This window comes from Streptococcus sp. AM28-20 (assembly GCF_003603595.1).
GTDB lineage: Bacteria > Bacillota > Bacilli > Lactobacillales > Streptococcaceae > Streptococcus > Streptococcus ilei.
Window position 1 is genome coordinate 841,434 of record NZ_QTNK01000001.1, and the last position, 20,132, is coordinate 861,565.

16 protein-coding genes and 1 pseudogene are annotated in these 20,132 nt (G+C 42.5%); 1 reads left to right on the forward strand and 16 read right to left on the reverse strand.

From position 1 onward, the window contains the following. Positions 1–90 precede the first annotated feature (90 nt). Positions 91–786 (forward strand): VIT family protein, encoded by a 696-nt coding sequence (locus DW738_RS04395; RefSeq protein ID WP_120701792.1) that lies wholly within the window; start codon positions 91–93, stop codon positions 784–786. 29 nt (positions 787–815) lie between these two features. On the opposite strand, the gene DW738_RS04400 is transcribed toward DW738_RS04395, so the two are convergent. The 16 genes and pseudogenes from DW738_RS04400 to DW738_RS04480 form a co-directional block, all read right to left on the reverse strand. Continuing rightward, a complete protein-coding gene (locus tag DW738_RS04400; protein WP_123160439.1) occupies positions 816–1,355 on the reverse strand; it encodes an NADPH-dependent FMN reductase in 540 nt (179 codons plus the stop codon). Between the two features lie 147 nt (positions 1,356–1,502). After that, a complete protein-coding gene (locus DW738_RS04405) occupies positions 1,503–2,354 on the reverse strand; it encodes a VOC family protein (RefSeq protein WP_120701790.1) in 852 nt (283 codons plus the stop codon). 149 nt (positions 2,355–2,503) lie between these two features. Beyond that, the gene (locus tag DW738_RS04410; protein ID WP_123160440.1) at positions 2,504–4,105 is read right to left on the reverse strand and encodes a type I restriction-modification system subunit M; all 1,602 of its coding nucleotides are present in this window, start codon (positions 4,103–4,105) and stop codon (positions 2,504–2,506) included. 21 nt (positions 4,106–4,126) lie between these two features. Beyond that, positions 4,127–4,420, reverse strand: a complete 294-nt coding sequence (locus DW738_RS04415; RefSeq protein ID WP_021144391.1) for a helix-turn-helix transcriptional regulator — start codon at positions 4,418–4,420, stop codon at positions 4,127–4,129. After that, on the reverse strand, positions 4,410–4,775 hold the full coding sequence (locus DW738_RS04420; RefSeq protein ID WP_123160441.1) for a type II toxin-antitoxin system RelE/ParE family toxin: 366 nt from the start codon (positions 4,773–4,775) through the stop codon (positions 4,410–4,412). Before DW738_RS04420 ends, DW738_RS04415 begins: the two co-directional genes overlap by 11 nt. Before the next feature lie 164 nt (positions 4,776–4,939). Then, positions 4,940–6,865: a restriction endonuclease subunit S gene (locus DW738_RS04425; protein WP_123160442.1), complete on the reverse strand. Its 1,926-nt coding sequence runs from the start codon at positions 6,863–6,865 to the stop codon at positions 4,940–4,942. 2 nt (positions 6,866–6,867) lie between these two features. Further along, positions 6,868–7,527, reverse strand: a complete 660-nt coding sequence (locus DW738_RS04430; RefSeq protein WP_123160443.1) for a DarT ssDNA thymidine ADP-ribosyltransferase family protein — start codon at positions 7,525–7,527, stop codon at positions 6,868–6,870. A 51-nt stretch (positions 7,528–7,578) separates the two neighbouring features. Continuing rightward, the gene (locus DW738_RS04435) at positions 7,579–9,639 is read right to left on the reverse strand and encodes a DEAD/DEAH box helicase (RefSeq protein WP_123160444.1); all 2,061 of its coding nucleotides are present in this window, start codon (positions 9,637–9,639) and stop codon (positions 7,579–7,581) included. Then, positions 9,629–10,564 (reverse strand): DUF1837 domain-containing protein, encoded by a 936-nt coding sequence (locus DW738_RS04440; protein ID WP_123160445.1) that lies wholly within the window; start codon positions 10,562–10,564, stop codon positions 9,629–9,631. The genes DW738_RS04435 and DW738_RS04440 overlap by 11 nt, the downstream gene beginning before the upstream one ends. A 165-nt stretch (positions 10,565–10,729) precedes the next feature. Next, positions 10,730–13,722 (reverse strand): annotated as a pseudogene (locus DW738_RS04445) (type I restriction endonuclease subunit R). 281 nt (positions 13,723–14,003) lie between these two features. Further along, positions 14,004–14,369: a TIGR02328 family protein gene (locus tag DW738_RS04455; RefSeq protein ID WP_123160446.1), complete on the reverse strand. Its 366-nt coding sequence runs from the start codon at positions 14,367–14,369 to the stop codon at positions 14,004–14,006. Continuing rightward, a complete protein-coding gene (locus DW738_RS04460; protein ID WP_123160447.1) occupies positions 14,370–14,747 on the reverse strand; it encodes a YbgA family protein in 378 nt (125 codons plus the stop codon). It lies immediately after the preceding gene. 170 nt (positions 14,748–14,917) lie between these two features. Beyond that, entirely contained in the window at positions 14,918–16,786 is a 1,869-nt protein-coding gene (locus tag DW738_RS04465) for an ABC transporter ATP-binding protein (protein WP_123160448.1), read from the reverse strand. Then, entirely contained in the window at positions 16,776–18,524 is a 1,749-nt protein-coding gene (locus tag DW738_RS04470) for an ABC transporter ATP-binding protein (RefSeq protein ID WP_123160449.1), read from the reverse strand. The genes DW738_RS04465 and DW738_RS04470 overlap by 11 nt, the downstream gene beginning before the upstream one ends. 284 nt (positions 18,525–18,808) lie before the next feature. Continuing rightward, a complete protein-coding gene (locus DW738_RS04475) occupies positions 18,809–18,961 on the reverse strand; it encodes a dTDP-6-deoxy-D-glucose-3,5-epimerase (RefSeq protein WP_243634247.1) in 153 nt (50 codons plus the stop codon). A gap of 97 nt (positions 18,962–19,058) precedes the next feature. Next, the gene (locus DW738_RS04480; RefSeq protein WP_120701782.1) at positions 19,059–19,982 is read right to left on the reverse strand and encodes an aldo/keto reductase; all 924 of its coding nucleotides are present in this window, start codon (positions 19,980–19,982) and stop codon (positions 19,059–19,061) included. Positions 19,983–20,132 lie beyond the last annotated feature (150 nt).

A 20,132-nucleotide genomic window follows, 5' to 3' on the forward strand; every position in this document is an offset into this window, starting at 1 on the left:
TTGTCGAACTTTTATCATTTAGGACAAAAGTCTTGCAATATTACTTAACTTTAATTATAATCATTCTAAATAAGGAATCAGGAGACAAGTATGACTGAAACAAAACATGGCCTTGATGCTTCTTTCAACGACCGCTTAAATATCTTACGGGCTGGAGTGCTCGGTGCCAATGATGGCATTATCTCAATCGCTGGAGTTGTTATCGGGGTTGCCAGTGCGACCAGTAACCTCTGGATCATCTTTCTCTCTGGTCTCTCTGCAATTCTAGCTGGTGCCTTCTCTATGGCGGGTGGTGAATACGTCTCTGTATCTACCCAAAAGGATACAGAAGAAGCTGCTGTGAGCAGAGAACAAACCCTTCTGGATCGCGATCCAAAGGCTGCACGCGACTCCCTCTATGTGGCCTATATTCAAAATGGGGAATGTGAAACGGCTGCTCAAATCATGACCGAGCGGGCCTTTCTCAAACACCCTCTCAAAGCCTTGGTGGAAGAAAAATATGGCCTGGAGTTTGAAGAGTTTACTAATCCTTGGCATGCGGCCATCTCGAGCTTTATTGCCTTTGTCCTCGGATCTCTTCCTCCTATGCTGTCGATCATCCTCTTGCCAAAAGAAATCCGGATCCCAGCAACGGTGATCATCGTCGCCCTTTCCCTTCTCTTTACTGGCTACACCAGTGCCAAGCTAGGAAAAGCTCCTACCAAGCAAGCCATGATCCGTAACTTGGTCATCGGACTACTGACTATGGGTGTTACCTATCTCTTCGGACAATTGTTTAGTATCTAAAAAAGCTGAGACAGAAGTCTCAGCTTTTTTTACGCTTCCAACAAGGCTTGGGCTTGTTTTTCCAATCCTGCGATTGCTTCGTCTGTCAAGACCAATTCACCTGTTGTCCAAGCTTCTGGGTTAACGGTTGTTCCTGTGAAGTCTCCCACTACTTGTGTACGAACGAATGGCAAGAGGGCTTGGTAAGCCGCAAACATTGGCTCGTGTCCTGCATTAGCGACTGAAGAGACTGTTACGATCTTGTCTTGGAGGGCAGATGGACCACGAGTTTCTGATAGGTCAAGGGCACGGCTGAACCAGTCGATCAAGTTTTTCACCACACCAGGAATAGCAAAGTTATAAACTGGTGAGAAGATCCAGATAGCATCTGCCGCAAGGACCGCATCACGCGCTGCTTGCACTGCTGGTAAGGTTGGAGTTTCCAAATCTTGGTTCATCATCGGGATGTCCTTGTAGTCCAAGTAAGTCACTGTTGCTTTTCCTTCAAGAAGGCTTTCTGCTTTCTTAGCCATTTGGTGGTTAAAAGATCCTTGACGAAGGGATCCGACGATAAATAAAATGTTTTTCATAGTTGTTTCCTCCTTCTGTTGTAAGTTTATTTATTACAAAAACTATTATACATGGCCTAGATGTAATGTCAAGAATTACATCTTGAAATATCACTAATTTTTACTATTTCTGTTTTTTCTCTCAAAAACCCTAATTTATCAAGCTTTCTAACCCTTTCTAACTCGAGTCACGATCCCATCCGGATCTGTAAACGCGAGCTCACTTGAGGTCAGCCAGGTGACTGGTGCCTCCTGCTCTTTTGCTCGCTCTGCGATGGCAACCAAGTCTTCTTTCTTTTCTACGTGGACGATGTAATAGGCTAGGCCAGGAAGCTGTGCTTCACGTTTAGCCAAGTGCTTGCCACCCCACTCATTGACTGCCAGGTGATGGTGGTAATCCCCAGAAGCGATCCAGCTGGCTGATGGGACGGTGAACTTATCCGACAGGTCTAGCACCTTCTGATAAAAGGCTGACGCTGCTTGGCTATCTCTCACAGAGAGGTGAATATGACCCATGCGGGTAGCGGACGCAATCTGGAAGGGCTCCACCTTGCGGCCCATCTCATAGATCTCTTGGGCAGAGAGCTCCTCCGTCACGCCAATGATACGACCATCCTCACGGATATCCCACTCCGCAACTGGCTTATCCCGGTAGAGCTCAATACCGTTGCCCTCTGGATCTTCAAGATAGAGAGCTTCGCTGTAGCCATGGTCAGCAGCCCCGACAAAGGGAACCTTCAGCTCAGCCATATGCTTGAAGACATCCGCCAAGTCCTCCCGACTAGGTAGGAGAATGGCCATGTGGTAGAGACCGTAGCTAGCCTTAACAGGCTCGGTCCGAACCGTTTGGATGAGATGAACCAAGGGCTTGCCTCCAGCCCCAAGAAGAACTTCCTCCTCAGTCTGAGACAAAATCTCCAAACCCAGAATCTGGGTGTAAAAAGCGGTCTGACGGGCCAGATCCTTCACATTGAGGACTGCTTCTGCCAAGTAAATCTTGCTATTGTATGCGTAAGGCATAGGTGTCTCCTTTTCGGTTTCGTTTTTTGTTGTAACCTTTTTTATTACAACATTATACACTCTTTTATAAAAGAAGCAAGAAAAACAACTCGACAGAAAACCCTCCTTAGAAAACTAAGGAGGGAATTGTCTGTTAAATGTATTAAGAACTACCCCTTAAACTCTTGGACAAATTTCTTGAGTTCGGCATCAGCTTCTGGTGTCGTTCCATGAAGCTGGCTGAGCATATCTAGAAGAGAGGCTGTCTGGGTCTCGATAGTGGCATTGGTTTGGTTGATCTTAGCCACGATCTCTGTTAGTGGTTCTACTTCTTCTTCCTCAAAGGTATCCACATAGCGTGGGATATTGAGGTTGTAGTCATTCTCGACGATCTCCTCAAAGCTAGCTAGATGGGCAAACTTATCCATGTCCTCTCTACTCTTATAGGCCTTAAGGATCTTCTCGATATGGGCATCCGTCATAATATTCTGGTTCTTACCCTTGTCAAATTCCTTAGAGGCATCGATAAAGTAAACGTCCCTATTGGTCCGGTTCTTTTTGAGAATGATGACCGTCGTTGGGATGCTGGTATTGAAGAAGATATTGGCAGGAAGACCGATCACGGTATCGATAGCCCCTTCTTCCAGCAAGGCCTTGCGAATGATTCCTTCAGCATTGCCACGGAAAAGGACCCCGTGAGGAAGGACGATAGCCATGACACCCTTGTCCTGCTTGAGGTGGTAATAACCGTGCAAGAGGAAGGCGAAGTCTGCCTTGGACTGAGGCGCCAGCTTACCAAATGGGGAGAAGCGTGGATCTTGGAGGAAGCCAGAGCTTGCAGACCACTTGGCTGAGTATGGTGGGTTCATGAGGACCCCATCAAAGTTGGTCGGCTCTTGGGTCGGCCAGTCTTCGTCCAGCGTATCGGCATTGTGCAAGAACTGGTTTTCCACAGGAACCCCGTGTAGGATCATGTTCATCCGAGCCAGGTTATAGGTAGAGGTATTGAGCTCCTGACCAAAGTACTGGACGGTTTGAGGCTGGTGAGAAAATTTCTTGGCATTGAGCAAGAGGGAGCCCGATCCCATGGTGGCATCGTAGATGGTAAAGCCCTGCTCGTCTTCACGCCCTAAAAAGGCAATCTGGGTCATGAGCTTGGCTACAGGCTGGGGCGTATAGAACTCTCCAGCTTTCTTACCCGAGTCGGTCGCAAACTGACCAATCAAGTACTCATAAGCATCTCCAAGCATATCACCCGCATGACCTGCCACGTCCAGCACTGCCAATTCTTTCATAACGGCAGCCACTAGCTGGTTTTGCTTTTGAGGAGTGGCCCCTAGCTTTTTGGAGTAGAGATCAATGTCCTCAAAGAGATTCTCATAGAGGTCATCACTTTGCTCGATGTCTCGGAAGCCTTGAGCCAGATCTTCCAGCTGGAAGGTCCCTTCATTGACCCGGTCTACCAAGGCCGTAAAGGTCAAGTCAGGCTTGATGACATAGTTGAGCTCATCGGTGATGACAGTGATCAAGTCCTCTTGAGAGTCTGGATCCTCATAGTAGGATCGGTAAAGCGCCAAGGCTTCATCCAGACTCTCTGTCTCCTCCTCCAAGGTCTCCGCCACGAAGAAGAGCAACTTATCTGAGAGGTACTTGTAAAAGATCATCCCCAAAAGGTAAGACTTATAGTCATTGGCATCCATCTTAGAGCGGAGCACATCCGCTGAGTTCCACAGGGCTTGGTAGAGCGACTGGGAGGTTTGTGTTGTTTCCATAGTAATTCTTTCTGATTTCTTTTAGACCTTTTCTTGTTCCAGTGGGACGACAGCGAGGGTCTTGCCTAGACTGGCTAATACTTTCAAGACCGTGTCCAATTGAGGACTGGTCTTTCCTGTCTCCATCCGAGCGATGACCGGTTGACTGACCCCACTGAGTTCTTCTAGTTTCTTTTGGCTAATGCCCTTTTCATGCCGAGCCTCGATCAGCTCCGTCATAATCGCAACTCGCAGGTCACTTTCCAGGATTTCTTCCTTGGTGAAGAGCTCTGCTCTCACATCTTTCCAATTGCTGCCGATGGCACTATTCTTCATCTCTTAGCCCTCTTTCCTTCAAATCTTGCAACTCCCGCTTGGCTTTCTCGATCTCTCGTCTAGGTGTCTTTTGCGTCTTTTTGACAAAATGATGCAGTAAGACAAAACTCCCATCCAGCCAAGCCACGAATAAAATCCGATCCCGCAAGGGTCTCAACTCCCAGATCTCTGCATCCAGATGCTTGATGTAGGGTTGGCCAGCACGTGTTCCATGCTGGCTCAAAAGCTCGATATAGTCGTTGAGCTTGTTCAGTTTGATCCGGCTGTCCTTATTATCGCGACGAGCTAAGTCCCGCATGTAGTCCAAGACCGGTTGATTCCCCTGTTTATCCTTATAAAAATAAATAGCGTGCACAAAGCAACCCCTTTTCGAATTTATTATAACTCTAAAGTTATTAAAAGTAAATACTTTTAAGTTATTAAACACTAAGGAGCGCCTTTGAACGAATCAAAGGGGCTCACTTATACTATTCGAAAAAGTGTGTGCTTATGGATACTGATAAGGATATTATTTGAAGGTTAGATAAACATATCTTGCAAGAGTTTCTTTTTGAGTGTTTCTAGCTGAGAAATTTTTTCTTGGTAAGAGTTGATGAGGTTATCAAGGTTAGAGAAATAGGCGCCGATGGCTTGTTGTTCGGCTATTGGTGGTAAATAAAATGGAATCTCCGAGAAAGTTGGAAACTGTACACGTTGTTTTTCAATTAGAGTTCCTGTAGCAAACTGTTTATATTGATAAATTGCGTACGTTGTTTTTAATAGAATTTTCAAAAAATCATTATCAAATTTTTCCATATTTCTGTTTTTCATCACAACATAATAACCAGAAACTGAAATAGTAACTTCATTATCGTTTAAATCCAAAGCACCTAATGTAAGATTCATTGGATTATAAACAAACTCCTGTACATCAACCTTTTTAAATTTATCATTCTTTTTTACCAAAAAATCTCTTTTGTAACGATCTGTTTTAGGTGTTAATCCCTTCTCAACTGTTAAACTCCATAACTCGTTTTCTGTAGAAGGTTCAATATAATTTGATACTTGTTCAAAAATATTACCTAGGTAATATTTTCCCCACTCACCTTCAAATCCATCCAACCGAATCTCAGGAACTGTTTGTCCAGCTTTTGGAAACATCTTGGAGAGCATGGTTACCTTGAGAGATTGGTAGTTGGCGAGATTATCCTTGTAGCTAGCCAGAAGGTCGTCGAGGGTGCGGAAAAGGGAGCCAATAGCGGACTGTTCTTCTATACTAGGCAAATAAATTTCAGCTAATTTTATATCATCTGAATTAATACTCTCAAAAGTTGAGCCCGTAGAGAATTTTGCCCAATAGTGAGATTGTTTCATTTTTGTTAATAGATGAAACAAAAACTCATTTCCTTTTATCGCGGCTACCCCACGACCTAAAACAACATTGTAGTCTGTCTTACCTATATCTCCAACGGGTGCTCGAACACTTAAAATTAGATCACCTTTTTCGGCTAACTTTGTAATCTGTGTTGTCCAGACTCTTGGAACAACCCTACCATTCTGCATATCTGCATTACCTTGTACTAATATATAATCATTTGGATTATCAGTATAGTTTTTACTATCAGGTGATTGCCCCATAATTATTTCAACAGTTTTTCCAAGGATTTGGTGAATCCATTCATCATTAAAGCTACTATTTCTATATTTAGGAACTTTTTTGGAATAAGATTCTCTTAACGGTTTGAGTTCTTCTTCATAATCAAACAATGAAATTTCTTTACTATCATTCCCTTCAATATTAGAGCAAGAGTTGCATATTTGTTCTCGGTAAACAACTTGCAAAAAATTCTCTTTACTAGATAAAGCATAATCTAGCAAATTACTCTTGTATAAGTAAACATAAATAGAACATGCTTCAGCTTGACAATTTTTTGATTTATTTGGATTAAATTCTATATCAGTAAATGTATCATAATTTATAATTTGATTAGCCAATAATTGATTTTTGTGAAGAGAGTTAATATAAAGCCAATTATAAAAAAATGTTTGAGGTTTTAGTGGAAATATTTGACCAAAACATTCAAAAGAAACTAATTCATCAACTTGGTGAAGTTTACCAATATACTTTTTTAATTCTTTTGATGTCATTTGATCTATCAAGTGCAGTTGAGAGCCACCTCGCCTAAATTTCTTACTCCCTTGAAAAATCTGTTCAACAGAAAACTCTTTTCCAGATTTTAAAATTATATTTAAGTTAAATGCACTAGCTTGTCTACCTATTTCATCAAGAGATTTACTAGATACTTCTAGTATCTTTCTTCCTGGAAAATTCCTAATAATACTACTATGCAAGGATTGAATTGACTTTTGTTTTTGAGACAAAGAAAATCCTGTAAAAAACTCAAAATCAATCATGTGCTTTTTATACCCAAAAGCATCTCCATAAAATACTGGTCTATAAGCCATCTTTACTCCCTATAATCATTTAAATTTACTGGAAAGTCGAATGGAAATCTTCCACTATTTAACCATCTAAGTGTCTTATGACTATCAAATAAATCTGTTGATTGTCTTAACTCAATATTTGCTTGATTTACTAATTTAAATATATCATCGTCAAAAAAATTTTCGTGAAAAATAATAGCTTCAATTTGGCTAACTGGAATGCACTCTTTTATCAATACTTCTGCCTGTAAATTAGAAGGGATACTAGAAATCCAATTAGGATTTCTAGCCCATCCATCATTCAAAAATATAGATTCATAAGCTTCAACTCCTTCACTCACATATTTACCACATTCCTTAGCTGCATTGACAGGGCAAAACAGGCTTGTATCGTCAATAATATAAGGATTAATTTTAAAGATAACCCAGTCTTCAATATTTGTTCCGGTCTTCTGTACCATGTTATTCAAACAATATGTATTAGGTAATTCTACAGATGTACATACATACTCTGTATAACCATCAACTCTGTCTTTATCGTTCCATTGACTATAAGGAATATTTCTTGATGACAAAATACCATTTTTTAGTATATTACTTAAATTTGAAACATGTGTGAAATGACAAAGCCTATGGATTTGTCTAGATTTAGTAATTGAATCATATAAATTATTACAAGCCATTATTTATCCTCCGTTTTATAAATTATTTTAGTCTAAAATTACTTACGTGGCTTATATTTGACTTAATTTTGCAATTTCGTAATTTAATAATCTATTACTTAAAAGTTCTAAATTTTCTTTCACATAGTCGATTGCTTCAACATCTCTTGGAATTCTTATCTTTCTTAATGCAGAAGACGGTACACCAAAATCTAATAAGACACTTAAATTTTCATCAACACCTTCGTGTTCTAATTTTGCAATAAATAAAGAATAGTCAGCTGAATCACTTTTTTGAATATAATTCACAATACTTTGTAGAATAGATAAAACTTTAGGTATTTCATATTTTGCTTGATTTTTGATGAAAGAAAAAATATTTGATATTGCTTCATTTAAAAGTTCTTCACTTTCTTTATGAGAATTCCCCTTCTTACGATAAAGGTATTGCAACTCCGTTTGTATTGCATTTGAAAGATCGTTGTTTATGATCTGCTGACATTTAGTCGTAGTATATTTATGTTTTTTTCCTTTCTTTCCTTTTAATCCTTCGTCTATGATTCTAAAAGTTTCTAATAACACATCATAATCAGGCATAGGGGTGTGCCAATTTAATATTTTAAGCAATTCCCTATTTAAATTTATATAGTTGAATAATGATTTCTGTTTTTCCACATCATAGTAATTATTTTTAAATATCTCTATTAGATCATCTGGTATCCCCTCTACCAGTTTTTGAACGTCATTTTGCTTACTCTGCTTTAAATCGTTCTTATCAATATTTAGTAAAATTTCACTTTGCAAATTTTTACCCTGATCAACAACTGGGATGTCTAGAAATTCATCCATTTTTTCAGGTGGATTATCAAAATAAATAATATTCCCAGTATAGTACTTCATCATTCGCCCTGCTCGACCTTTAATATTATTAAAATCAAAGTGAGTTAATTTATGAGTTCCTTTAAACATATCATAAATAACTACATTTTTTGCAATTGAATTTACACCTTCAATTAAAGAAGTAGTTGCAAAAATAATTTTTAAATCTCCACTATTAAAGTAATCCAACTGACTATTTACAATATGGCGAGGGTACTGACCATTATGTAGTCCAATACCATTCTCTAAATATTTTTTAAGAATCCAATTTGAAGAAATATTTTCATTAATCCATTCAAAAACAGGAAAAAATTTCTTTTGCTTTAAAGAAAATCTTTCTATGTACTTTTTAGCAAGTTCCTCTGACCTTTTTGGAGAACGTACATAAACTATAGTAGGTTCTGAAAAATCATTTAATAATTGAAATAATTTCTCTTCCTTTTCGTCTTCTGATTTGTAAGAAATCTGTTTTATTTTTTGATTTACTAAACTGTATTCCGTTCTGTAAAATTGAATATCATATTTTCTTATGAAGTCTTCTGAAATATTTTCAACTACAGGAGTTAGAAATAGTAATTGAGGCTTGAATTTCATGACTTTATAAAAAGCAATATTTAAATGACTTACTCTGTCATCTTGCTTACTGTTAGCTATTTTATAAAATTCATCAATAATAAATAAATTAATATCATCTATTTTAGGCAAAATGTCTAAGACTCGTTCACTTGTTAATATAAACAAATTTTTTTCTCCAATTTCCTGATGAGTATTAACGACGATATTATAATAGTCAGAATAAGAACTAAGTTTTCTTCTTGTTTCATCAATCAAAGCAAGAGTGGGTTGAATTATCAATATATTTCCATACTTTCTTCTCGCAACAAATTCTTCAATTAATAAACTTTTACCAAAACTCGTTGGAGCAGAAACAACTAAATTTTGATTTTTATTTATCTTTTCTTCTAACATCTTTTGTTCATAATGAAAAATAACACTATTCCCTTGTTTATTAACAAATTGAGATTTATGGTACTCTCTACGGATTAAAGCAGCAAGGTCTATATCCACTCCCTCATTCAAATAAGGGTAAAAACCAAAACCTTCAATTAAACTTAAAAAAATAGACCGTACTTCAGGGTGAACATATTCCCAGTTTTCAATAACATCTATGAGTTTTTTGCTATCATTACTTACAGAAATCTCTTTTGCCAAATTAAAACAAAAGTCAAAATCTCTTAATTCATCAATTATCATATAATCCTTGCTCTCTTTTCAACTTCTCATGTAGTGCCTGAATTAATTTATATTTACTATTCACTGGAAACAAAAATAAATGTATTTTTAACTTATCTTTATAAGGATATGTTGAAATTTTACTATCAAAATTAACTCTAGTTTTTTCTACTGCTTTTTTTAATATATCTAAAAATTGTTGAGATGGTTTATCTGTACCAACTTCATATGAAAAACTATTTACAATTTCACTGTCAAATAATGCAAAGAAGCAGGCATTAATATTTATGATTTTAGATAATTGTTTTGTTTGTGGATCAACTAAAGTACTTATATCATCATCTTGAATACCCAAATCACCAAACCTTCTCTTTATGATTGCAAACTCTTGATTAAAAAAATCAATATTAAAATGTTTGTACAAATCATCAACTAAGTCTCTTAAAGCACTGTTCTTATCTTTATAAAATTTACTCTCTCCAATCCACAGTTCTTTTGAATTTTTATCAAAATGAACGGCATCGAAGCCATGAACAACGGAATTATAACTATCCTTAAAATAAATCTTAGATATTAATTGAGGTTTTCCTAATTTTTCCTGCAATAAGTAGTATAAAATAAGCTCTCCAAATTCTCCTCTTTTTAGGTACTTATCATCAAATTTCAATTTAGGGTTGGTTAAATATTCTTTATTTGCTTCTCTTATCTCTTTAACATCATATAGTAATTTTATTCCTTGTTTAACAGCCTTTCTAGGACTATCTTTAGAAATTTCTAGTGCTTTATTCTGTCCTAATGCAAAAAACGGAATTGCATCAAATATTTCTTCAATCCAACCTTTTTCATTTTGTACAATATTATTAGATTCATCTAAATCAAAAACAATATGAAAGCAATGAGATGATATTTCATCGTATTGATAGTAATCAGTATATTTTCCATTCATTTATAAACTCCTTTTGTTCCCAACTTATCCCCCTAATTAATCACTTATAATTAAAAAAGTTAATAATGTAGCACTCTTTTATCATAAATAATTCAAATTTATAGAAAATATCATTCAAAAATTATTGGAAATACAAAACTATTATTTAAAATAATTGAAAAGTTCTTACCTCCCAACCCTCAACGGCTCAATCACTTCTTCGATCAGTTGGGTATAGGCTTCTTTGATTTGTTTTTTGTAGCTAAGTGGGTTGAGGGCATCTGCTACTTCTGCCTTGTAGTCTTTGTAGCGTTGGCTCTTGGTCAGCTGGCTTTCACCGGCTTGTTTTTTGGCGCCTTTGCGGTAGTGTTGGATATAGTAGCGCAGTTCGTCGGCTCCGATATACCAATTTTTAGCGAAGCTTACGATATGGCTATCGATGATAGATTCGATCATCTGGTCCAAGACTCCGGTGATGGATTGTCCTCGGTAGCGTTCGGGCTCTTCTTGGACTTGGGTCCAGAGGTTTTGGATGATCTCAGCTAGGCTTGGATTGGTCCGGTTCAGGCTCTCGATATAGCTGTCCACGGTTGCGATATCCTTGTCACTGAGGGTTTGTTCGTCATTTTCCTCCTGCTGGATCATACTCTGGATCAGCATGAGGATATAGGCATAGTTGATCTCATCGACTTGGACAGACTCCAGCTCATAGTGGATATCCAGCTCATCTTGGCTGTCCACTTCTGGATCCCTGCTCTTGATCTCCGCCAGGATATTTTGATAGAGGCCTAGATAGGCTTCGAGCTGACTGTCGCTGAGGCCTGTTTCCCGATAGATCTCTTCCTTATCGTACTCTGAGTAGACGCGGATCGAGGCTTGGTACTTGTCAAAGACCTGATAGGCTTTAGCGACCTTACGGAGCTGGGCTGTTGGGGCCTGCTCAAGGGCGATTCCCTCTTCTTCCAAGTCTGTGACTTGGCCTTTAAACTCTGCCCAGGCTTTTAAGAAGTTGCGCTTCTCCTCTTCCCAGCTTGGGGCCAGGACTTCATTTTCACCTCCATTAGAGTAGAGCTTGAGGGCATTGTCGACAGCTTCCTTAAAGGCTTGAGGGCGCTGGAAGGTGATGATATGGCCGAAGTGCTTCTTGTCATCAAAGATCCGATTGGTCCGGCTAAAGGCCTGGATCAAGTCATGTGGCGCATGGGTTTGCGATCGATAAAGAGCGTAGACAGGCAAGGTGCATCAAAGCCTGTCAAGAGACGATCGACCACGATGACCAGGTCCAACTGCTCATTGCGGTAGAGGTACTTGTCCTGCTTTCTGGCCAGGCGATTATTGACATCGCTATTAAAGCCACGCAGATCCGCTAGGCTAAAATGCGTACCAAACTCTTGGTTGTAGTCCTCCATGACCTGCTTCATGTGGTCTTGGTAGCCGATAGACTCTTCCTCGTTTTCAGACACTGAGTAGGTGATGGTAAACTTTGGAAAATCTGGCAAATGACGTTTGACCCGCTCGGAGACCTTGACCCGCTCCTTGCCTGCGAGTATGCTCTTGAGCAGATTATAATAGGCCTGTGCTCGTGGGATGGACTTGACTGTCAAGATAGCTTCATAGCTCTTTCCGACCCCTTTAGGGATATTGAGCTGTTGCTGGCTCTTATTGAGGATTGCATCTAGAACCTCTAGCATGTGCTCCTTGTCCTCATAGGCCTGGTCTGGGATCTCTTCTTCTAGGAGATCGGAGATGATGGTATTGCGGTAGTCGACCTTAAAGCCCAGAACTGCTCCATCATGGATGGCTTCCTTGACCGTGTATTCATGCAGGCGGTCGCCATACTGTTGGTGGGTGGTCTGAGCCAGGTCTCCCACTTGTTTGCGTTTGTTTTCCTTAAAGATAGGGGTTCCTGTAAAGCCATACCAAAGTGAGTTCTTGAAGTAGGCCTTGATCTCCTTTTGCGTCTGTGGAGTGACTGCTCGGTGGCACTCATCCACGACAAAGGCCACGCGCAGGTCCTTGATCTTCCCAGCATCCCGCTGGTACTTCCCTTCTTCGAACTTACGCATCATGGTCGTAATTTTCTGTATAGTCGTGACTACCACGCGCTTGTCATTGCCCCCTAGGCGTTTAACCAGCTCATGGGTATTGTCCGTCTCGTCGATGTCGATGACATCATTGGCCGCATAAGAGAGAAAGGACGAGGTCGTCTGCTGGTCTAGGTCTCTGCGGTCGACGACAAAGATGGTCTTTTGGATCGCTGGGATCTGCAAGAGATTGCGCGCCACCTTGTAAGAGGTCAGGGTCTTACCTGAACCGGTCGTATGCCAGATATAGCCTGACTCTTGGCGGCGAGAGGCTTCCTGCACGGCCTCGATGGCATGGATCTGGTAGGGACGCAGGAGTATGAGGGCTTTCTTGCTATCGTCGATGACTGAGTACTGCATGACCATCTGATGGGCCCGGGGGATGGAGAGGACCTCATGAGCAAAGCTGTTGAGATCGATCATAGATTGGTTATCCTTGTCCACCCACTTGGTCAAGAATTGCTTATTTAGCTTGCTTTCACGGGCTGCAGCGATATAGCGTGTGTCGACTTTATTGGTCACGACAAACATCTGCAAGCTGGAGTAAATGCCCCGGAACTTGCCTTCACGGTCATACTTTTTGATCTGATGAAAGGCATCTAGAAAGGCCACTCGGGGACTCTTGAGTTCGATATGAATGAGGGGTAGGCCATTGATCAGAAGGGTCGTATCTAGCCGTCGATCCTGGTCTAGTGGATAGGCCTTGTCACGTTCGACTTGGTTGACCACTTCATAGCTCGACTTCCCAGCTGCGATATTGTCCCGCCAGATGACCGCCAGACGGATAGTCCCTAGACTAGCATCTTCTCGCTGGACCTCTACTTTAGCGATGCCATTTTCACCCGCTAGCCACTTGGCCGCTTCATAGTAGCTGACAAAGTTGAGCTGGTTTTTGATCTGGCGCTTTTCTTGGTCGGTCAAGGGATGGTCTGCCAGCAAGGCGACATTGTTTTGCGCGAGCTTGTCAAAGAAATTGTCCCATAACTGCTCTTCATTCTTGAGATCCTGGCGATAAGTCCATTGACTCTCTCCTGATGTCAACTGCTGGATCAACTGTCTTTCAATCTCAAGTTCTGGAGTTGCTACTGCCTTCATCCGTCTATCCTTTTCCTGTACATAATCTCCTATTATTATAGCATGTTTAAGAAAGAAATTAACGCTTTCAAAGCATTTTGTTGGTTTTTCGCGCAAAAAAGAGAGTGGGACAGAAATCGGTAATTCGTTAGAATTCGATTTCGTCGTCCCACCTCCGCACAGTTGAGTAGGGCTGTAAAAGCTGATGAAATCAGCGTAGTAGAGCCCACTCAACCACTGCGTCTTGCTCGACTATCCAAAGACAGTTGAGAGGCTAGGACTTTTGTCCCAGCCTCTATTTCTTAATCTAAATGAATCCCTTTTTCTGCTAAATTCTCCAGACATTCATGGAGGTAAGTAGCCTGGTGCTCGGGATAGATGGGGGTGCTCAAAGCTTCCTCTTCTATGTCTGGATAGGCTGAACAGGTCTTGCCTCGGTAGGTCGGCTCCCACCACTCTGGGCTGACCTTGTAGCCACGAGCGGTCATCTCCTCCATGATCAGGCGGTGATAGGCATAGAGGCGATAGGGCGAGTAGTCAAAGACATAATTGACCGTCGCGTGTTTCTTGCCCCAGCCATTACCCCTTAGGGCGCAGCATTCACGGTGTTGGCCCAGGAGCTGGGGACGAGGAAGTTTGGAAATCAAGTCTTGGTGCCAGAGTCTCATCTATTGACCTCCTAGTAGCGTCGAGTCTTGTAAATAGCGATTAGGGTAGAGCTCAAGGAGGGTCTGAATTCCCTTGATAAGATCCTCTTGGCTAGCTTGTCCATGCTGGTACTTTTCAAGTAGCAGCATGAAGCCCGCCTTTTCCTCTGCAGTCGCCTGCTTTTTGAAATAGCCCCAGATATGCTGGAAGGCATTGGAGACCTGGCCACGATTTTCCGGCAAAGCTAGCGCTTGCTGGATCAGGTCCTCGACGTGGCTGACTTCCACCTGGTCTTGCTTGAGGTATTCTCGGATCTCCTTGTATATATTACTAGAACGACTCAGCACCAGGTATTTATTTTTCGCCCATAGGACTTGGCAGTGATGTTTTTGATCCACTCTTGTCTCCTTTAGTTCTTCTCTATGAATAGTCCTCCCATTATACCATGGAAATGATCTAGTGCATAAAAAAAGCGGACCAGCTAGGTCCGATCTCACCTAAGGAAAGTTTCAAAGACAACATTATCCATAAGCAAAAAGCCTGAGCCAACGCTCAGACTTTTTTTGTGTTAATCAATTTCAAGACCACCGGTGTAGAGGCGGTAATAAGTCCCGCGTTCTGCCATCAAGGAAGCGTGGTTGCCTCGCTCGATGATGCGTCCCTTGTCCATGACCATGATCACGTCCGAGTTGACGATGGTTGAGAGACGGTGGGCGATGACAAAGACGGTGCGTCCGGCCATCAGGCGATCCATCCCTTCTTGGACCATCTTCTCTGTCCGTGAGTCGATCGAAGAGGTCGCTTCATCAAGGATCAAGACTGGCGCATTGGCCAAGGCAGCACGCGCAATAGCAATCAGCTGACGTTGACCATTGGATAGACCGGCTCCATCATCGTTCAAGACAGTATCGTAGCCTTGGTCCAAATGTTTGACGAAGGTATCCACATTGGCAATGCGGGCTGCTTCCAGGATTTCCTCCCGGGTCGCATCTGATCGACCATAGGCGATATTTTCTGCAATGGTTCCAGTGAAGAGGTGGGTATCCTGCAAGACAATCCCTAGAGAGCGACGGAGCGAAGCCTTCTCGATCAGCTTCACATCGATACCATCATAGGTGATAGATCCTGATTGAATATCGTAGAAACGGTTGATCAAGTTGGTTATGGTGGTCTTCCCTGCTCCTGTCGCGCCTACAAAGGCCACCTTTTGACCCTTGTCCGCATAGAGGTTGATATCGTAGAGGATTTGGTTCTTCTCATTGTAAGAGAAGTCTACATTGGTAAAGACGACATTTCCGACCAATTTGACCAGCTCATAGTCTCCATTTTCTCGCGGGTGTTTCCAAGCCCAGAGGTTGGTCTTCTTATCAGTGATGACCATGCGACCATCGACCTCTTCATAGTTGACCAAGGTCACTTTCCCTTCATCCACTTCGACTTCTTCATCCAAGAGATCAAAGATCCGATCTGCCCCAGCCAGAGCCATGAGGACAAAGTTCAACTGTTGCGATACTTGGGTGATAGGCCCGTTGAAGGAACGGTTGAGCTGGAGAAAGGCCATGAGACCACCAATGGTGAGGCCACTGATCCCATTCAAGGCGAAGATTCCTCCGACCAATGAGGTCAAGACGAAGGAGACATTTCCCAGGTTCCCCAAGATCGGCATCAGGACATTGGCATAGCGGTTAGCTTGGTAGGATGATTCAAAGAGTTGGTCATTGATCCGCTCAAAGGCTTCAATGCTTTCCTCTTCATGGACAAAGGCCTTGACTACCTTTTGACCAGCCATCATCTCTTCGATAAAGCCATTTTCAATCCCTAGGTTCTTTTGCTGATCGGCGAAATAGCGACCAGACTTGCCAGAGATATCCTTAATGACATAGGCCATGACGCCGACCATCGAAAGAACGAGAAGGAAAAGAAGAGGGCTAATCATGATCATGCTGACTGCTACACCGATGATCGTGATGGCAGACTGCAAGAGCTGCGGGATGGACTGCTCGATCGCTTGGCGAAGAGCGTCGATGTCATTGGTATAGATAGACATGATGTCCCCGTGCTGGTGGGTATCAAAATACTTGACAGGGAGCTTCTGCATACGGGCAAAGAGCTGGTTCCGCAGAGAGCGTAGCGTATCCTGAGACACTGTCGCCATAATGAGGGAGAAGCCATAGTTGGCCAAAACTCCCACCACTCCAATCACTGCTAATGTTGATAAGAAAGTTAAGAGGGGGCCAAAGTCCTTGCTTCCACTATCCAGCATGGGTTGGATGTATTGGTCCACCAAGGCTCGGATGGAGGATGTAATATAGACCGTAGAAAGGGAGGCTGTCACGATAAGGGCAGCTGCTAAGAGAAGGACGAACTTATACTGTTGCCACATGTAGGCCAGTAAGCGCACGAGAGAGCCCCAGCCTGCTTTTTTCTTATTCTGCATCTGCTTGTCCTCCTTTCCCTTGGGTTTGCATGTCATAGACTTCACGGTAGATGGCATTGGTCTCAATCAAGTCGTGGTGAGTACCAATCGCATCGATCTTACCATCATTCATGACCACGATCCGGTCTGCATCTTGGATAGAAGAGATCCGTTGGCCAATGATGATCTTAGTTGTGTCTTTAAGACTGGTAGCCAATCCTTGACGGATCAGGCTATCGGTCTTAGTATCGACAGCCGAGGTCGAATCATCCAAGATCAAAATCTTTGGATTCATCAAGAGAGCGCGGGCGATACAGAGACGTTGACGCTGACCACCTGACACATTGGCTCCACCACGTTCGATCATGGTATCATAGCCATCCTTAAAGTTCTGGATAAATTCATCCGCTTGAGCAATCTTACAAGCTTCCATGATTTCTTCATCCGTCGCATCCTTATTCCCCCAGCGCATATTTTCCTTGATGGTACCAGAGAAGAGGACATTGGTTTGAAGCACCATGGCTACTTGCTTGCGCAAATGATCCAAATCATAGTTTCGCACATCCTGACCAGCGACCTTGACGCTACCTGACTCCACATCATAGAGACGAGGGATGAGCTGGACCAGACTAGACTTACCGGAACCAGTCCCCCCAAGGATCCCGATCACTTCACCCGAGCGAATGCTGAGGTTGATATCGGACAAGACATGGGCCTTGTCGCCATTTTCATCCGTGTAGGCGAAGTCCACATGGTCAAAGGTAATAGAACCATCTGCTACTTCTGTCAGACCGTTCTCCGGAGAGACGATGGTTGACTCTGTCCCAAGGACTTCATTGATCCGCTCTACAGATGCCATAGAGATGGAGAGCATGACGAAGATCATCATAAACATCATGAGGGACATAAGGATGGTCATGACATAGGCAAACATAGAAGTTAGCTCACCAGTCGTGAAGCTTCCACCCACAATGAGTTGTGCCCCGATCCAAGAGATCAAGATAAAGGAAGCATACAAGGAGAGCATCATGGCTGGACTACTCAAAATCACGATGCGAATAGCCTTCATGAACATGTTGTAGATCAAGCGAGAAGCTTTCTTAAACTTGACAGTCTCTTCTTCTTCCTTGACATAGGACTTGACCACGCGCATGTTGGTGATGTTTTCCTGGATGCTGTTGTTCAAGTTATCATAGGCATCAAAGACCTTGGTAAAGAGTGGATAGACGATCTTAGTGATCATACCCAAGACCAGCCCCAAGAAGATAGTAATTCCTACAAAGATACTAGCCATTTTCGGATTGATTAAGTAGCTGGCAACAATGGCAAAGATCAGATTGAGCGGTGCCCGCACACAGATCCGGACCACCATCTGATAAGAGTTCTGCACATTGGTCACATCCGTCATCATCCGGGTTACCAGACCACCTGAGGAGAAACTATCGATGTTTTCAAAGGAGAAGGTTTGGATCTTCTTGAAGATCGCCTTCCGTAGGTTCTTAGCAAATCCAGCTGAAGCAAAAGCCCCGTAGCGAGCCGACTGCATCCCACAGAAAAGAGAGAGAAAGGCGAAGACCAACATGAGGAGACCATAGGTGAGAACAGTGGTCATATCCCCCTTTTGAACCCCCTTGTCCAGAAGCGTCGCCATAATGAATGGAATAGAAATCTCAAACATGACCTCAAACACCATATAGAGTGAGGCTAGAATAGAGGGTTTCTTGTATTCCTTGATTTCAGCAATCAATGACTGAAGCATAGTTACCTCCTAAAAATACTAGTTAGTAAAGTTTTCTTTACTGGCAGTCCATTTCCGAACAAAGAAACAGTCCTTCGTTCTGAGAGGATTGCGCCTACAAAAGAAAGCTATAGAAAGAGAAAGCGCCCTGACAGCGTTACTGTAGGGACGACTTTCATTATTCATACTACTTAGTATAGAGGAATATGGGAGAAAAATCAAACATTTAGGTATCATCACCAAAGAATATTCCGATTTGGCCAGCTTTAAGCCTAGTTAGGCAGATTTCTATTTAAACCGTATTCCTATTCACTCGTACTGAGGGACACCCAGCTCAAGGCCGCAGCCCCAATACCAATCACAAACTGCAAGAGGATTCCCACAGAGATAAAGGAGCATTTGTTGCGCCAGATTAAGTAAAAGGCCCCTTTCAGGTCCTGCCAGTAGTTCCGTTTCATGATTTCTATTATTCCCTTAGAATAGCGGAATAGCCTCTCTCTTTCAATCATTTATCACAAGCAAAAAAGGCTGGGAAGCCCAACCTTTTTAATAATTCTATGGCAGATCATTACCCGCAGCCAGGTAGATTTGGTACCATTCCTTACGCGTTAGGGTTACTGTTGCTGCTTTCCCCGCTTCAAGGACATGCTGGGGTTTGGTCGTTCCGATGACGGCCTGCATCTTACCCGGATAGCGGAGGACCCAGGCTAGGGCAATAGCGGTCGGAGTGACCTTGTATTTCTTCGCCAAGTCATTGAGGACATGATTGAGGGCCGCAAACTCTTCCTTGCCGACAAAATTCCCCTTGAAATAGCCATGCTGGAGGACAGACCAGGCTTGAATCACTGTATCCGTTAAACGACAATACTCAAAGACACTGCCATCTCGCACGGCTGCTTTTGGCCCTTCCATATTGACATGAAAACCAGCTTCAAAGCTCGGTGTAAAGGCGGCACTCAACTGCAACTGGTTAACCTTGAGAGGCTGTTTGACAGCCGTTTTGAGCAATTCCATCATCATAGGATTTTGATTGGACACTCCAAAATGACGGACCTTGCCCGCTTGCTCCAAGTGATCAAAAGCTGCTGCTACTTCTTCCGGCTCCATGAGAGCATCCGGTCGGTGAAGGAGGAGACTATCTAAGCGCTCGATCTGCAGGCGCTCGAGGATGCCATCGACGGAGTCCAAAATATAGTCCCTAGAAAAATCAAAATAGGTAAAGCCGTCTTTGCGAATGCCACACTTGGACTGGATCCACATCTGATCTCGAAGATCCGGACGGCGTTTGAGAACCTTACCCAACAGGACCTCACACTGGCCATCACCATAGATGTCCGCCAGATCAAAAGTGTTGATCCCAATTGACAAGGCTGCCTCCACCAAGGCCTCCACCTCATCTTCACTCATCTGACTGATCCGCATCATCCCAAGGACAATCGTGGACAGACGCTCATTTTCAGCAAACTCAATATAGTTCATGTCCGCCTCCTTTTCATTCTACTTTCATTATAAAGTAAAGAGGACTAAACAGCAATGATTTCACAAAGCAAAGAGACTGGGACAAAAAGTCCTAGCCTCTCAATTGTCTTTGGATTGTCGAGCAAGACGCAGTGGTTGAGTGGGCTCTAC

Coding starts and splice junctions, on each gene's coding strand:
- DW738_RS04395 (WP_120701792.1), top strand. CDS start 91: ATGACTGAAACAAAACATGGCCTTGATGCTTCTTTCAACGACCGCTTA.
- DW738_RS04400 (WP_123160439.1), bottom strand. CDS start 1,355: ATGAAAAACATTTTATTTATCGTCGGATCCCTTCGTCAAGGATCTTTT.
- DW738_RS04405 (WP_120701790.1), bottom strand. CDS start 2,354: ATGCCTTACGCATACAATAGCAAGATTTACTTGGCAGAAGCAGTCCTC.
- DW738_RS04410 (WP_123160440.1), bottom strand. CDS start 4,105: ATGGAAACAACACAAACCTCCCAGTCGCTCTACCAAGCCCTGTGGAAC.
- DW738_RS04415 (WP_021144391.1), bottom strand. CDS start 4,420: ATGAAGAATAGTGCCATCGGCAGCAATTGGAAAGATGTGAGAGCAGAG.
- DW738_RS04425 (WP_123160442.1), bottom strand. CDS start 6,865: ATGGCTTATAGACCAGTATTTTATGGAGATGCTTTTGGGTATAAAAAG.
- DW738_RS04430 (WP_123160443.1), bottom strand. CDS start 7,527: ATGGCTTGTAATAATTTATATGATTCAATTACTAAATCTAGACAAATC.
- DW738_RS04435 (WP_123160444.1), bottom strand. CDS start 9,639: ATGATAATTGATGAATTAAGAGATTTTGACTTTTGTTTTAATTTGGCA.
- DW738_RS04440 (WP_123160445.1), bottom strand. CDS start 10,564: ATGAATGGAAAATATACTGATTACTATCAATACGATGAAATATCATCT.
- DW738_RS04455 (WP_123160446.1), bottom strand. CDS start 14,369: ATGAGACTCTGGCACCAAGACTTGATTTCCAAACTTCCTCGTCCCCAG.
- DW738_RS04465 (WP_123160448.1), bottom strand. CDS start 16,786: ATGCAGAATAAGAAAAAAGCAGGCTGGGGCTCTCTCGTGCGCTTACTG.
- DW738_RS04470 (WP_123160449.1), bottom strand. CDS start 18,524: ATGCTTCAGTCATTGATTGCTGAAATCAAGGAATACAAGAAACCCTCT.
- DW738_RS04475 (WP_243634247.1), bottom strand. CDS start 18,961: ATGAAACGGAACTACTGGCAGGACCTGAAAGGGGCCTTTTACTTAATC.
- DW738_RS04480 (WP_120701782.1), bottom strand. CDS start 19,982: ATGAACTATATTGAGTTTGCTGAAAATGAGCGTCTGTCCACGATTGTC.